The organism is Halocynthiibacter sp., from assembly GCF_049608145.1.
Taxonomy (GTDB): Bacteria; Pseudomonadota; Alphaproteobacteria; order Rhodobacterales; family Rhodobacteraceae; genus Halocynthiibacter.
In genome coordinates this window covers 1-12,811 of sequence record NZ_JBMYXF010000070.1, presented here as the reverse complement: position 1 = coordinate 12,811, position 12,811 = coordinate 1, and the positions used below count along the sequence as shown (strand labels likewise).

13 protein-coding genes and 1 pseudogene are annotated in these 12,811 nt (G+C 55.5%); 9 read left to right on the top strand and 5 right to left on the bottom strand.

Annotated elements, in window-relative coordinates:
* From ACPGUT_RS14815 to ACPGUT_RS14800, 4 genes and pseudogenes are all read right to left on the bottom strand, one after another.
* A pseudogene (locus tag ACPGUT_RS14815) lies at positions 1 to 148 on the bottom strand (VOC family protein); the annotation flags it as partial.
* 83 nt (positions 149 to 231) lie between these two features.
* Positions 232 to 1,626, bottom strand: a complete 1,395-nt coding sequence (locus ACPGUT_RS14810) for a TRAP transporter large permease (protein WP_423992676.1) — start codon at positions 1,624 to 1,626, stop codon at positions 232 to 234.
* Positions 1,626 to 2,324 carry a TRAP transporter small permease gene (locus ACPGUT_RS14805; RefSeq protein ID WP_423992674.1) on the bottom strand — a complete coding sequence of 233 codons (699 nt, stop codon included), beginning with the start codon at positions 2,322 to 2,324 and terminating at the stop codon, positions 1,626 to 1,628. The genes ACPGUT_RS14810 and ACPGUT_RS14805 overlap by 1 nt, the downstream gene beginning before the upstream one ends.
* A gap of 75 nt (positions 2,325 to 2,399) precedes the next feature.
* Positions 2,400 to 3,401: a DctP family TRAP transporter solute-binding subunit gene (locus ACPGUT_RS14800; RefSeq protein ID WP_423992672.1), complete on the bottom strand. Its 1,002-nt coding sequence runs from the start codon at positions 3,399 to 3,401 to the stop codon at positions 2,400 to 2,402.
* 195 nt (positions 3,402 to 3,596) lie between these two features.
* On the opposite strand from ACPGUT_RS14800, the gene ACPGUT_RS14795 reads away from it, so the two are divergent.
* Positions 3,597 to 4,778 carry a cytochrome P450 gene (locus tag ACPGUT_RS14795; protein WP_423992670.1) on the top strand — a complete coding sequence of 394 codons (1,182 nt, stop codon included), beginning with the start codon at positions 3,597 to 3,599 and terminating at the stop codon, positions 4,776 to 4,778.
* Between the two features lie 33 nt (positions 4,779 to 4,811).
* A complete protein-coding gene (locus tag ACPGUT_RS14790; protein WP_423992668.1) occupies positions 4,812 to 6,047 on the top strand; it encodes an Hsp70 family protein in 1,236 nt (411 codons plus the stop codon).
* Positions 6,048 to 6,130: 83 nt separating this feature from the next.
* Here the strand turns inward: ACPGUT_RS14790 and ACPGUT_RS14785 are convergent, their stop codons facing one another.
* The gene (locus ACPGUT_RS14785; RefSeq protein ID WP_423992666.1) at positions 6,131 to 6,601 is read right to left on the bottom strand and encodes an Lrp/AsnC family transcriptional regulator; all 471 of its coding nucleotides are present in this window, start codon (positions 6,599 to 6,601) and stop codon (positions 6,131 to 6,133) included.
* Between the two features lie 140 nt (positions 6,602 to 6,741).
* On the opposite strand from ACPGUT_RS14785, the gene ACPGUT_RS14780 reads away from it, so the two are divergent.
* The 7 genes from ACPGUT_RS14780 to ACPGUT_RS14750 all read left to right on the top strand — a co-directional run bounded on the left by ACPGUT_RS14780 (position 6,742) and on the right by ACPGUT_RS14750 (position 12,480).
* Entirely contained in the window at positions 6,742 to 7,740 is a 999-nt protein-coding gene (locus ACPGUT_RS14780) for an NAD(P)-dependent oxidoreductase (RefSeq protein WP_423992664.1), read from the top strand.
* The gene (locus tag ACPGUT_RS14775; protein ID WP_423992662.1) at positions 7,737 to 8,054 is read left to right on the top strand and encodes a DUF2849 domain-containing protein; all 318 of its coding nucleotides are present in this window, start codon (positions 7,737 to 7,739) and stop codon (positions 8,052 to 8,054) included. Before ACPGUT_RS14780 ends, ACPGUT_RS14775 begins: the two co-directional genes overlap by 4 nt.
* Positions 8,055 to 8,056: 2 nt before the next feature.
* Positions 8,057 to 9,724 carry a nitrite/sulfite reductase gene (locus tag ACPGUT_RS14770; protein ID WP_423992660.1) on the top strand — a complete coding sequence of 556 codons (1,668 nt, stop codon included), beginning with the start codon at positions 8,057 to 8,059 and terminating at the stop codon, positions 9,722 to 9,724.
* Complete coding sequence (locus tag ACPGUT_RS14765; protein WP_423992658.1) at positions 9,714 to 10,472, top strand: phosphoadenylyl-sulfate reductase; 759 nt, start codon at positions 9,714 to 9,716, stop codon at positions 10,470 to 10,472. The genes ACPGUT_RS14770 and ACPGUT_RS14765 overlap by 11 nt, the downstream gene beginning before the upstream one ends.
* Positions 10,472 to 10,888, top strand: coding sequence for a DUF934 domain-containing protein (locus ACPGUT_RS14760; RefSeq protein WP_423992656.1), 417 nt, complete (start codon positions 10,472 to 10,474; stop codon positions 10,886 to 10,888). The genes ACPGUT_RS14765 and ACPGUT_RS14760 overlap by 1 nt, the downstream gene beginning before the upstream one ends.
* 91 nt (positions 10,889 to 10,979) lie before the next feature.
* Positions 10,980 to 11,843 carry a ferredoxin--NADP reductase gene (locus ACPGUT_RS14755; protein WP_423992654.1) on the top strand — a complete coding sequence of 288 codons (864 nt, stop codon included), beginning with the start codon at positions 10,980 to 10,982 and terminating at the stop codon, positions 11,841 to 11,843.
* Positions 11,844 to 12,006: 163 nt separating this feature from the next.
* Positions 12,007 to 12,480, top strand: a complete 474-nt coding sequence (locus ACPGUT_RS14750; RefSeq protein WP_423992652.1) for a DUF1203 domain-containing protein — start codon at positions 12,007 to 12,009, stop codon at positions 12,478 to 12,480.
* The last annotated feature ends 331 nt before the right edge of the window (positions 12,481 to 12,811 follow it).

Here is a 12,811-nt window from a genome sequence, read left to right as displayed (position 1 = left end):
TTGGTTTTTGCCCCTGCGCAACGGGCAATGCGTAACTCAGCCCTTCAGGGCCTTCTGTCAGATCATAATTCAAAACCGGCAGGATCGCCCCGTAAAACCGTTTCGCACGCGCAATATCATCTGCACCAACCGTGACATAAGCAATCATGCGATCTGACCTTTCCCGCGATCATTGGCCTTCAAACAACAGGAAACGGGCAAGCGATGCCCGTTTCCATTTTTAACATCCCTTTAGTGCACGATTACTTCCGGTCCCATCAAGGAATTTGGCAGGAAGGTTGAAATCACCGGCACATAGGTGATCAGGATCAGGAAGACGAACAGCACCGCCAGGAAAGGCAACGCGGCGCGTACGACGCTCATCATGGGCATGCCTGCAACGCCTGACGTCACAAACAGGTTCAGGCCAACCGGCGGGGTGATCATGCCGATTTCCATGTTCACCACCATGATGATGCCCAGGTGGATCGGATCGATGCCCAGCTCAATTGCGATCGGGAAAACCAAGGGTGCCACGATCACCAACAGGCCTGACGGTTCCATGAACTGACCACCGATCAACAGGATCACATTGACCACAATCAGGAACATCACAGGGCCAAAGCCCGCCGACAGCATGGCCTCTGCCACATGTTGCGGAACCTGTTCTTCGGTCAAAACATGTTTCAGAATCAACGCGTTGGCGATCACAAACAGTAGCGTCACGGTCAGTTTACCTGCCTCAAACAGGGTGCGTTGTGTATCTGCGTGAAACAGCGCTGTGACCATGGCCTGGGGTTTCTTCAGCAGGCTGATCTTTTCGCCCCCGTTCCGCGCCGCAAGCGGGCCCATATCGCGGTAAACAAAGCTTGCCACAAGGAACGCATAGACAGACGCAACCGCCGCCGCCTCTGTTGGGGTGAACCAGGCTTTCACATAACCAGGGATGCCATAGATGCCGAACATAATGATGAAGATCAGGAACAGTCCCCAGAACGCATCGCGAAAACTATCGCCGATCTCGCCCCAGCCTGCGAATTCACCAGATGGCATGTCTTTGATCCGCGCCATGACATAGATCGCGACCATCAACATCAGCCCCGCCAAAATGCCCGGAAACACGCCCGCAAGGAACATGCGCCCCACGGAAACATCCACAGCAGAGGCATAGACCACCATCACAATGGATGGCGGGATCAGGATCCCAAGCGTGCCCGCGTTACAGATCACGCCCGCGGCAAATTCCTTGGTATATCCGGCCTGCACCATGGCCGTGATCACGATGGAACCGATCGCGACCACAGTCGCCGGGGAAGACCCGGAAAGTGCTGCAAACATCATACAAGCAAAAACGCCCGCAATCGCCAGCCCGCCGCGTAAATGGCCAACACAAGCAATTGAAAACCGAATGATCCGCTGCGCCACGCCGCCCGTTGACATGAAGGTACTGGCGAGGATGAAAAACGGGATCGCAAGCAGGGTGAAATGGCCTTCAAACGCCTGAAACAAAGTCTGCGCGATGGACGACAGAGAGCTGTCCGAAAACACCAGCAGGAACATGATCGACGACATGCCAAGAGATACCGCAATTGGCACCCCGATCAGCATAAAACCAATGACCATGACAAAAAGAATGAGAACTTCCATTATTTCGCCTCTCCTGCTTCGCCATCCATGGCCGCGCCCAGACGTTCGCGCACTTCTTCGATTTCATCTTCGACCTCATGGCTGGCAACCACACGATCAATATCGCCCTTCAGCATTGCAATGCCCGCCTGAACAAAGCGGAACAAAAGCAAAGCCATAGACACAGGAAGCACTGCATAGGGGATGAAACGCGGCAGTTTATCGTAGGGGTCACCAAAATTCATCGCCCCCTCAAGCCAGCCCAGAAACCAGGGGTTCGGGACATCATTAACGATATACCAGGACCGGAAATTTGTGGGCTTCATGTCCTGAAGGCCCGTGGGAAACCAACGCCCGGTGGTCTGGGGCAGATTGGCAAAATTCGCCCAGTAATCCCAGGATCCTTTGAACAGCAGAAAGCTGTAAACAATACAGATCGCAACGGCGGCAACGCCCAGTTTTTTGCGTGTCCTGCCCTCAGCCATATTCACAAAAACATCGACACCCAGATGCGCGCCTTTTTTGACCGCATAAGACGCCCCGATCAGCACAAGCCAGGCAAACAGAAACACTGACATTTCCTTCGCCCAGAGGATATTCCCCCCGCTTTTACGTACGATCACATTCACAAATGCCAGCACAACCATCAGCCCAAGGATCAGCGCAATAACGCCTTCCTCGATACGGTCAATACGGCTCTGACCCGGTTTCGGATGCATCCCCTGCCCCCTTAACTATCTGAAAATAAAAGAGCGCAGCCCAGGACAGGGCTGCGCTCCAAAAATGTAACGCGCTTAGTTCGCAGCGTTGATCGCCTGTGCAGCGTCGATGTTTTCCTGGCCCACATCGCCAGCAAACTGTGCCCAAACCGGCATCATCACATCAACCCAAGCCTGACGCTGTTCTGCGGTCAGCTCAACGATCTTACCACCCGCATCCAGAATGGACTGACGCGCAGCTTCGTTCACGGCAAAGGCTTCGGCATTGCGGGTTTCTGATACTTCGCCAAGGATGGTCAGGAACTGATCACGCACCTCAGGCTCAAGCCCGTCAAGGAAATCCGTAGACGTCACCACAAGATAGTCGATGATACCATGGTTGGTCTCGGTCACACCGTCCTGCACTTCAAAGAATTTCTTCCCAAAAATGTTGGACCAGGTGTTTTCCTGACCGTCCACAACGCCCTGCTGCAGCGCGCCGTATACTTCGGAAAATGCCATTTTCTGCGGAGAACCCCCGATGGCTTCCATCTGGGCCACCAGCACGTCAGAAGACTGTACGCGGAATTTCAGGCCATTCGCATCGGTTGGCGCGATCAGCGGCACATTCGCGGACATCTGCTTCATGCCATTGTGCCAGAAAGACAGGCCCTGCAGGCCACGGCGCTGCATGGAATCAAGCATGCTTTGGCCCGCATCAGACGCCTGGAACGCATCCACAGCTTCGATGTCTTCAAACATGAACGGCAGGTCAAAAATGCGGAACTGGCGGGTGAAAGCTTCGAATTTGGACAGGCTTGGCGCGGCCAGCTGCACATCCCCGTTCAGCATCGCTTCCAGAACTTTGTTGTCGTCATACAGGGTCGAGTTCGGGAACACTTCCATGCACATCGTGCCGTTCATTTCCTCGTTCACGCGTGCTTCCAGCAGGCTGGCAGCGATGCCCTTTGGGTGACGGTCTGTGTTGGTCACATGGGCAAATTTAACAACGATTTCACCGTCATCGCAGGATGCAAACGCAGCCTGACCCGTCGCAGAAAGCGCAAGCGCCATAGCAGCTGTGGCAAAGAATTTCATATATATTACTCCCGGTTGGTCTGATGGGTACAGAATCTTACGCCCTGGCCCACACTCATTTTTGTCAGATAATCACAGCAACAGCATGCCGTCAAACAGGTTCACATTTCAACCCCTGCGACACCGAAGACCATTCAGCCTTCCTGCTTGTCATTTTCTGGCCTGCGAGAGATACCTAAAGCAGAGGAGCACCCCATGCAGAATTTCGGCCAGTCGCCCACCGATCCCGCGTTCGTTCAGAACCCCTATCCGTTTTACGCGCGCCTGCGGACTGCCGGGGATTTTGTCTTTTGGGAAGACTACAATCTGACCTGCGCCAGTTCGCATCAGGCCGTCTCTGCCCTTTTGCGGGATCGTCGTTTTGGTCGCGAAATCCCCGCAGACAAACGCAAACCGATCCCGGACCATTTGGCGCCTTTTTATGCGGTCGAAGCGCATTCCATGCTGGAACTGGAACGCCCCCGTCATCCGCGCCTGCGTGGTCTTGTGATGCGGGCTTTCACATCGCGCCGCATCAAGGAACTTACCCCCGAAATCGAAACCATCACGCATGATCTGATCGACAACTTTCCAACAGGCGAATTTGATCTTCTCACTGCCTTTGCCCAGAAGATCCCCGTGATCATCATCTGCCGCCTTTTGGGCGTGCCGGAAACCATGTGGCGCGAACTTCTGGAATGGTCCAATGCCATGGTCATGATGTATCAGGCCGGTCGCACGCGGGACATGGAAGACAAAGCCGTACGCGCCACAGAAGAATTCGTCGCCTTCATGCGCGAATATGTGGAAAAGCGCCGTGCAACGCCTGCGGATGATCTGATCTCCGCCCTAATTTCTGCGGAAGAAGAAGGCAGCAAGCTGTCCACAGATGAGCTGATCACAACCTGTATTCTGCTTTTGAACGCGGGCCACGAAGCCACCGTGCATTCCATCGGCAACGCCGTCAAAACCATCCTTGAACAGGGCGTACAGGCCCATTGCACGGGGGATGGCATTGAAAAGCTGTCCGAGGAAACCCTGCGTTTCGACCCGCCCCTGCATATGTTCACCCGCTGGTGTTATGAAGAGGCCGAAATTTGCGGTCACACCTTCAAACCCGGCGATGAAGTCGCCTTGCTTTTGGGCTCTGCCAACCGGGATGCTGCGACCTGGGAAAATGGCGATGCCTTCAACCCCACCCGCGATATCCAAACCAACACAAGTTTTGGTGCAGGCGCACATTTCTGTATCGGCGCTCCTCTGGCCCGGATGGAACTGCAAATCGCCTTGCCGATCCTCTTTAACCGCTGCCCCAAACTCACCCTCGCGGGCACGCCTGAATACGCAGATATATACCACTTCCACGGCTTGAAAGCCCTGCAGGTCACTGCTACATAGGTCAGCCCCGCATCAGCCAAAGGCCCGCCCGCAATGTCACAGACACTTGGAATTGACTTCGGAACTTCAAACTCCGCCGCCGGGATTTCTGTGAATGGGCGTCCCTTTCTGATTGATGTGGAAGCCGGCGAAAACACCCTGCCCACGGCGGTGTTTTTCGACTTTGAAACAGGCAAAACCCTGTTTGGCCGTCAGGCCGAACGCGCCCTAATCAATGGCGATGACGGACGGTATATGCGCGCGCTGAAAAGCATCCTAGGCACACCCCTGATGCATGAAAGCCGGATGATGATGGGGGAACGGATCACCTTCGTTGATATCATCGCACGCTTTCTGAAACGCCTAAAAAAACGCGCCGAAGACCTATGTTATCAAGACTTTGATCACGCGTTATCCGGACGGCCCGTGTTGTTTCATTCCTCAGATCCGGAAAAAAACGCACAGGCCCTGAAAGACCTGACCCAATGCTATCTGGCCGCCGGGTTTAAGTCAGTCAACTTCATGCCCGAACCCGAAGCCGCCGCCCTGGCTGCCGGTCAAAAGGGCAACGGCCTGAAACTGATCGTCGATATTGGCGGTGGTACATCCGACTTCACCGTCTTCCAGAATACGCCCCAAGGCATCGATATTCTCGCCAGCCACGGGGTCCGCCTGGGCGGAACCAATTTTGACCGCAGCATCAGCTTTGATCATGTCATGCATCTCTTTGGCAAAGACAGCGAGATCCGCAAAGATTTCGGCGCAGGCACCCATGCAGCGCCGCGCGCGATCTTTCATGACCTGGCCACCTGGCAGATGATCCCTTTCCTTTACGCCCCTGAGATCAAAAGAAAAGTCGCCGATCTGCAGCGCAACGCAATCGACAAACCCGCCTATGATCGCCTTATGAATGTGCTGGAAGATCACCTGGGTCATGACATCGCATTTGCCGTGGAACGCGGTAAAATTCAGGCCAACACCGACGGCCAAGGCATGATCAATCTGGCTGCTGTGGAACGGGATCTGAACCAGGCCCTCAGCCAAAATATGCTGACCACATCCCTGACCCCACATATGGGCAACCTGTCCGCCGCCGTGCAGGAAACCCTGGCCCTGGCCGGTTGCACGCCCGATCAGATCAACAGTGTCATTTTCGTGGGCGGCTCAAGCCTGATCAAAGACGTCAGCCACACGCTACAGGCGCTCATTCCGGGTGCGGATCTGCATTATAATGACGCCTTCACAGCAATCATCGATGGGCTCGCCCTGGCCAGCAGCAAACAGCAATAGGCTTTCATCTTGCCATAAATACTCCGGGGGAGTCCGCCTGCGGACGGGGGCAGCGCCCCCACCCGGTTTTTCATTGAAAAACCTTAGCCCTCGTGCAACGGCAATGGACGGTTGTTGATGATCTCCTCCATCGAAAGCAGCGCCGTCACATTGTAAATATCCACATCATCAATCAGCGCCTGATAGAATTTGTCATAGGCCCGGGCATTGGTGACGCGCACTTTCAGAATGTAATCAATATCCCCGGCCAGGCGATGCGCTTCCATCACTTCAGGCCGCGCATTCAGCGCATTCATGAACTGTTCTTTCCAGCTCGCCGCATGTTGTGACGTGCGGATCAGAACAAAGAAACAGCTTTCAAAACCAAGCGCTTCGGCGTCCAAAACAGCCGTCTGCCCCTGGATCATGCCGCTTTTCTTCATCTTCTGAATACGATTCCACACAGGCGTCTTAGATGACCCTGCCTTACGTGCAATTTCATCCAGCGACTGGCCCGCGTCCTCTTGCAGGGCCATCAGGATTTTCCGGTCGATCTCATCAATACGGACTGACATTCCGCTTCTCCTTAAAAACCGGAAATATTCGCCTTCTGGGCGCAAAAGCCGGAATGATTGTTCTTATCTACGCCCGATACTAGCGCAATATCGGGAAAATATCCTATATATCATCCTGAAACAAGCAGGATTGCGGAACAATGGACCATTTCCCGATTTACATGAAGACCGATGGCGCGCGCATTGTGCTCTCCGGCGGCGGCGATGCGGCCATTGCGAAACTGCGCCTTCTTGTTAAGACACAGGCAAAACTGGATGTGTTCTCATCTGCCCCGTCTGACGCGATCCGCAGCCTTGCGACACAAGGGAAAATTTCCCTACAGATCCGCGATCTGCGTTTCACCGACATCACCGGTGCCTCCCTTGTTTATGCTGCCGATGAAGATGACGCCCGCGATCAGAACATCCGCGCCATGGCGCAGGCACAGTCTGTGCCGGTGAATATCGTCGACAATCTTCAGGACAGCGATTTCATCACCCCCGCCATTGTCGACCGTGACCCCGTGACCATCGCCATCGGCACAGAAGGCGCAGCACCTGTTCTGGCCCGCGCGATCAAAGCCAGCCTTGAAGAAGAACTCTCTCCGGTTCTGGGCACCCTGGCTGAAATCGGGAAATCCTTCCGTTCCCGCGCCTTTGCCCTGCCCGCTGGCCGTGCACGCCGTGATTTCTGGGCCGACTATTATAACCACACAGGCCCGCAGGCCTATGCAAACGGCGGCGAAGCTGGCGTACGTGATGCGCTTGATACGCTCCTGGTCCAGCACCTAAACGAAGAAGACGCGGCAGGCCGCATCGATCTGATCGGCACCGGCGCGGGCGAGGCTGACATGCTGTCGATCCGTGCCCGCCGTGCCATTGACCGCGCTGATATTGTCATCGCAGATCATGATGTCTCCGGTGAAATCCTGGAACTGGCCCGCCGCGAAGCTGAATTTCTGCCTGCCGCCACCCCGGCCACCGACATCCTGAATGCCGTACGCAATGGCGCATCCATCGTGCGCTTAAAACCCGGCACCGGCACCCCCGACACCCTGATTTCCAAAGCCCTAGGCGCTGGCGTGGATTGCGCCATTCTGCCGGGTCTTCCCTTCACCAAACAACACACGCCCCAGCTGCAGCAAGGACAAAGCTCATGAGCCGTCGCCCCTTCACACCAAAAGTCATCACCGCAAATCACCTGCTCTCAGGTGACGTGATCTACTGGTCTGCGGACAGCTGTTGGGTCTCTGCCCACGCGGATGCCGCGCTGTTCACCGAACAAGACGCAGCCGACGCACAGTTCGCCATCGCCAACGCCCAGCAGAATATCGCTGTGGGTGTGATGCAGGCAGACGCAGTTATGGGCGACAACGGCCCGGAACCAGTGCATTTCCGCGAAGAATTTCGCGCCACTGGCCCATCCAATTATTTCCACGGCAAGCAAGCTGAAACCGCAAGCGCAGGAGCCTGAACATGTACCATTATAACGACTTCGACCGCGCCTTCCTGAACGAGCGCAACGCACAATTCCGCGCCCAGGTTGAACGCCGCGTGGCTGGCAACCTGACCGAAGATGAATTCAAGCCTCTGCGCTTGATGAACGGACTGTACCTGCAATTGCACGCCTATATGCTGCGGGTTGCGATCCCTTACGGCACGCTTTCCGGCGCACAAATGCGTCGCCTTGGTGACGTGGCTGCGAAATATGACAAGGGCTACGGCCATTTCACCACGCGTCAGAACATCCAGTACAACTGGCCCACGCTATCAGATGTGCCTGATATCCTGGACAGCTTGGGTGAAGTTGGCCTGCATGCGATCCAAACCTCTGGCAACACCATCCGCAACGTCACCGCCGATCATTTCGCCGGTGCCGCCAAGGATGAGATCGAAGATCCACGCCCCGTGGCTGAACTGCTGCGTCAGTGGTCTACAGATCACCCGGAATTCCAGTTCCTACCGCGCAAATTCAAGATCGCGATCACAGGCTCCCCGAATGACCGCGCCGTGACCAAAGCCCATGACATCGGGCTGCGCATGGTGCGCAATGAAGCGGGTGAACCCGGTTTCGAAGTGATCGTTGGCGGTGGCCTTGGCCGTACGCCTATGGTCGGTAAAGTGCTGCGCGCCTTCCTGCCAAAGGCCGATCTTCTGCCATATTGCGAAGCTGTGGTTTCCGTCTGGAACACCCTGGGGCGCCGCGACAACAAATACAAAGCCCGCATCAAGATCACCGTGCATGAGAACGGCATCGAGAAAATCAGCGCGCTGGTCGAAGACCGCTTCAACACCCTGCGCCCGCAGTTCTCTGGCGTAGATCAGGAACTTTTGGCCGATATCGAAGCGCATTTTCAGCCCCCGGTTTGGGAAGCGTCTGACAACGGCGTCTTTGATGCGGCTTACGCGACGGATCCTGTGTTCCGCTCCTGGGTCGACACAAACATCACCGATCACAAACGCGACGACCACGCGATTGTTTCCGTGTCACTGAAAGCCCATGGCGACACGCCGGGTGATGCGACCACGGAACAGATGCACCTGCTGGCCGATATCGCCCGCGATCACGCCTATGACGAGCTGCGCATCAGCCATGAACAAAACGTCATCCTGCCCCATGTGAAGAAATCCGATCTACCTTTGATCTTCAAACAGTTGAAAACCGCAGGTCTGGGCACAGCCAACATTGGTCTGGCCTCAGATATTATCGCCTGCCCCGGTATGGATTACTGTGCCCTTGCCACCGCGCGTTCCATCCCTGTGGCACAGCAGATTGCCAACCGCGTACAGGAATTGGGCGTGGAACATGACATCGGCGCACTGAAAATTAAGATTTCCGGGTGTATCAATGCATGTGGACACCACCATGTGGGCCATATTGGCATTCTGGGTCTCGACCGCGCCGGGGTTGAAAACTATCAGATCACGCTTGGTGGTGACGGCACTGAAACGGCCTCTGTTGGTGAACGTGCAGGCCCTGGCTTTGCCTATGATGCAATTGTTCCGGCGATCGAAAGGCTTGTTCTTGGCTATCTCGACCTCCGGACTGATCCAGCAGAAACCTTCCTTGCTGCATACCGCCGCCTTGGCGCTGCACCGTTCAAATCCCTTCTTTACCCGGAGGATGCGAAACATGCCGCTTGAAGCCCCCTTACCCGCCGCAGCTGAACGCGCGGCTGAGTTAAACGCGCGGTATCGCCACCACAGTGCGCAGGACATCCTGTCCCATGCCCTGTCTGATCCGCTGACCGGGCGCATTGCGATGGTTTCGTCCTTTGGGGCAGAATCCGTTGTGCTGCTGCACCTGCTGGCAACGCTGGATCGCACGGTTCCTGTGTTGTTTTTGAACACGGAAATGCTGTTTGAGGAAACCATCGCCTATCAACGTCAGGTGGCGGACCAGCTGCGCCTGACCGATGTGCGTGTGATTTCCCCGGATCGCAACGAAATGTTCCTTGAAGACAATGACGCCCTGCTCTGGCAGCGATCCACAAATGCCTGTTGCGCCCTACGCAAAACCCGCCCGCTTGAAAAAGCGCTGTCCGGTTTTGATGCTTGGATCACCGGGCGCAAGCGGTATCAAAGCGGTATTCGTGCGCAGATGGACCTGTTCGAAGCCGATGGGGAAAGCCGCATCAAGGTGAACCCAATGGCCCATTTCACGCCGGACACCATCCGCGAATATATGGAAAACAACAATCTGCCGCGTCACCCGCTGGTGAAAAAGGGCTTTGCATCGCTTGGCTGTGCCCCATGTACATCTCGCGTACGTGATGGCGAAGACCCGCGTGCAGGCCGCTGGCGCGGACAGAATAAATCAGAGTGTGGCATTCACTTTGAAAATGGAAAAATGGTGCGCACACCCGTGGCACAATCAGGGGAAGTATTCTGATGACTGTAATCATTAATGACGCGGGTTTCACCGTGGAAGACTGGGAACATGGCTTTTTCACGCTGGAAGAACTGCCCGCGAACCACCCGCCTGCCCTTGCGGTGGATCTGCCTTCGGATGTTGCAGTGGAAGACCTGCCACAGCTTTTGAACAACGTTGATCTTGTGCGCATCGACTTCCCGTCTTTTGCGGATGGCCGCGGCTTTACCCTTGCGCGTCGTTTGCGGGATCTGGGCTTTGTTGGGCGTTTGCGGGCCCGTGGACATGTGATTTCAGATCAATACGCCATGGCGCGCCGATCCGGTTTTGACGAAGTTGAAATCGACACGGATCTGGCCGCACGCCAGCCCGAAGGCGAATGGCTTGCCCGCGCCAACTGGCAGGACAACAATTATCAGTCGCGTCTGCGCGGCTGATTAATCATTCGCACACAAACAAACTAGACCTCCAGGGCAAATTGCCCTATTGAGAGATGAAAGGGCGTGGGGTATTCCCCGCGCGGACCCTATGAATGAGCATGTAAAAGTGACCGATACAACCGCAGACGCCCCCGCAGTCAAAGCTGTCCCCACCCTTCCGGACGCCCAGACCGTAACCGAAGTACAGCATTACACAGATCGCCTGTTCCGTTTCCGCTGCACCCGCCCCGCATCCCTGCGGTTCCGGTCCGGTGAATTCGTGATGATCGGCCTGATGGGCGAACCCCATCCGGAAACCGGCAAGCAGAAACCACTGCTGCGCGCCTATTCCATTGCCTCCCCGTCCTGGGATGAAGAAATGGAATTCTACTCGATCAAAGTCGAAGACGGCCCACTGACATCACGACTGCAGCACATCAAAGTCGGCGACGAGGTGATCCTACGCCCAAAACCCGTTGGCACATTGGTGCATGACGCATTGATCCCGGGCAAACGCATCTGGTTCTTTGCCACAGGCACGGGGTTTGCGCCTTTCGCATCCCTGCTGCGTGAACCGCAGACCTATGAAGACTACGACGAGATCATCATCACCCACACCTGCCGTGAAGCAGATGAGCTAATCTATGGTCGGGAACTGATTGAAGGCCTGAAGGACGACGAACTTCTGAATGAAGTCATCGGTGAAGGGTTCTGGAAGAAGATCAAATACTACCCGACCACCACCCGCGAAGAGAGCCCCAAGATGGGTCGCATCACCGACCTGATGCGGTCCGGCGAAGCCTTCCGTGACCTCGATGTTGCACCTCTCTGCCCTGAACATGACCGCGCGATGATCTGCGGCAACCTGGCGTTCAACCTGGAACTGAAAGAAATGTTCGAGGAATACGGTCTGGAAGAAGGCGCAAATTCCAAGCCTGCCCATTACGTGGTGGAAAAAGCCTTCCTCGACTAACGTCCAGCATCGCTACTGTAATCGTTGCTGATGGCCCCATCGATCTTTTCGGTGGGGCCTATTTAGTCGAACGACATTCCTCCTTCCGCACGCATAAAGCGCAACATCCGGGTCGCGGCGTTCACACGCATAAGTCATGTTCCCCAAAACACAGGAAAACATGATGAATATTACCTTTCAGAACTACGACAGCACCTGGGTGCGAAATCTTCGGGCCGGCGGCGTGGATGACAACGGACAACCCGCAGAACGGGCCATTTCAGACGGGGGAGGCAACCCCTGTCGCCATTGCCTGCAATATATCCCAGAAGGTGATCAAATGCTTATCGCCGCGGCCCGTCCCTTCACACAACTGCACCCCTACGCAGAATGTGGACCCGTCTTTTTCTGTGCACAGTCCTGTGCCCCATGGAAGGCCAGCGACACGCCTCCAGTGCTGCAATCCAGCCCAGATTACCTGCTGAAGGCCTATGACCGGCGTGAACGTATCATCTATAGCACCGGGAACATCACTGCTGCGGCCGACCTCCGTCAATATGCTGAAACACTCCTGAAACGCGATGACGTGGCCTTCGTCGACATCCGTTCCTCACGCAACAACTGCTTCCTGACCCGGGTGGTGACCTGCGATCAATAAATTCGCTCAATGAAACCTCTGGACTTTCCTGGGGTTTCAACGGCTCACATCCGTGTGTGCATATGTGAACATATAAAAGGCATTCCTCACGGTTCTGTGTCTTGAAGGTGATCTGGGGCATCCCCAAATCAATCTCATCGGAAGCACAAGACTTCCCCAGAAACAAAAGACACCCAGACCCGAAAGGTTAACGCTATGAAAACTGTAATCGCCTCCATCCTCGCCCTGACTGTTGCTGCTCCTGCTTTTGCGGGTGTGAAAGATGTGGAACGTCACTTCGCACAAGATAACGTTGGTATTGAAAGCGTTGTGATCGAAAACTCTGCGCCTA

Coding starts and splice junctions, on each gene's coding strand:
- ACPGUT_RS14765 (WP_423992658.1), top strand. CDS start 9,714: ATGCCGCTTGAAGCCCCCTTACCCGCCGCAGCTGAACGCGCGGCTGAG.
- ACPGUT_RS14810 (WP_423992676.1), bottom strand. CDS start 1,626: ATGGAAGTTCTCATTCTTTTTGTCATGGTCATTGGTTTTATGCTGATC.
- ACPGUT_RS14760 (WP_423992656.1), top strand. CDS start 10,472: ATGACTGTAATCATTAATGACGCGGGTTTCACCGTGGAAGACTGGGAA.
- ACPGUT_RS14755 (WP_423992654.1), top strand. CDS start 10,980: ATGAATGAGCATGTAAAAGTGACCGATACAACCGCAGACGCCCCCGCA.
- ACPGUT_RS14795 (WP_423992670.1), top strand. CDS start 3,597: ATGCAGAATTTCGGCCAGTCGCCCACCGATCCCGCGTTCGTTCAGAAC.
- ACPGUT_RS14750 (WP_423992652.1), top strand. CDS start 12,007: ATGAATATTACCTTTCAGAACTACGACAGCACCTGGGTGCGAAATCTT.
- ACPGUT_RS14785 (WP_423992666.1), bottom strand. CDS start 6,601: ATGTCAGTCCGTATTGATGAGATCGACCGGAAAATCCTGATGGCCCTG.
- ACPGUT_RS14800 (WP_423992672.1), bottom strand. CDS start 3,401: ATGAAATTCTTTGCCACAGCTGCTATGGCGCTTGCGCTTTCTGCGACG.
- ACPGUT_RS14775 (WP_423992662.1), top strand. CDS start 7,737: ATGAGCCGTCGCCCCTTCACACCAAAAGTCATCACCGCAAATCACCTG.
- ACPGUT_RS14805 (WP_423992674.1), bottom strand. CDS start 2,324: ATGCATCCGAAACCGGGTCAGAGCCGTATTGACCGTATCGAGGAAGGC.
- ACPGUT_RS14780 (WP_423992664.1), top strand. CDS start 6,742: ATGGACCATTTCCCGATTTACATGAAGACCGATGGCGCGCGCATTGTG.
- ACPGUT_RS14770 (WP_423992660.1), top strand. CDS start 8,057: ATGTACCATTATAACGACTTCGACCGCGCCTTCCTGAACGAGCGCAAC.
- ACPGUT_RS14790 (WP_423992668.1), top strand. CDS start 4,812: ATGTCACAGACACTTGGAATTGACTTCGGAACTTCAAACTCCGCCGCC.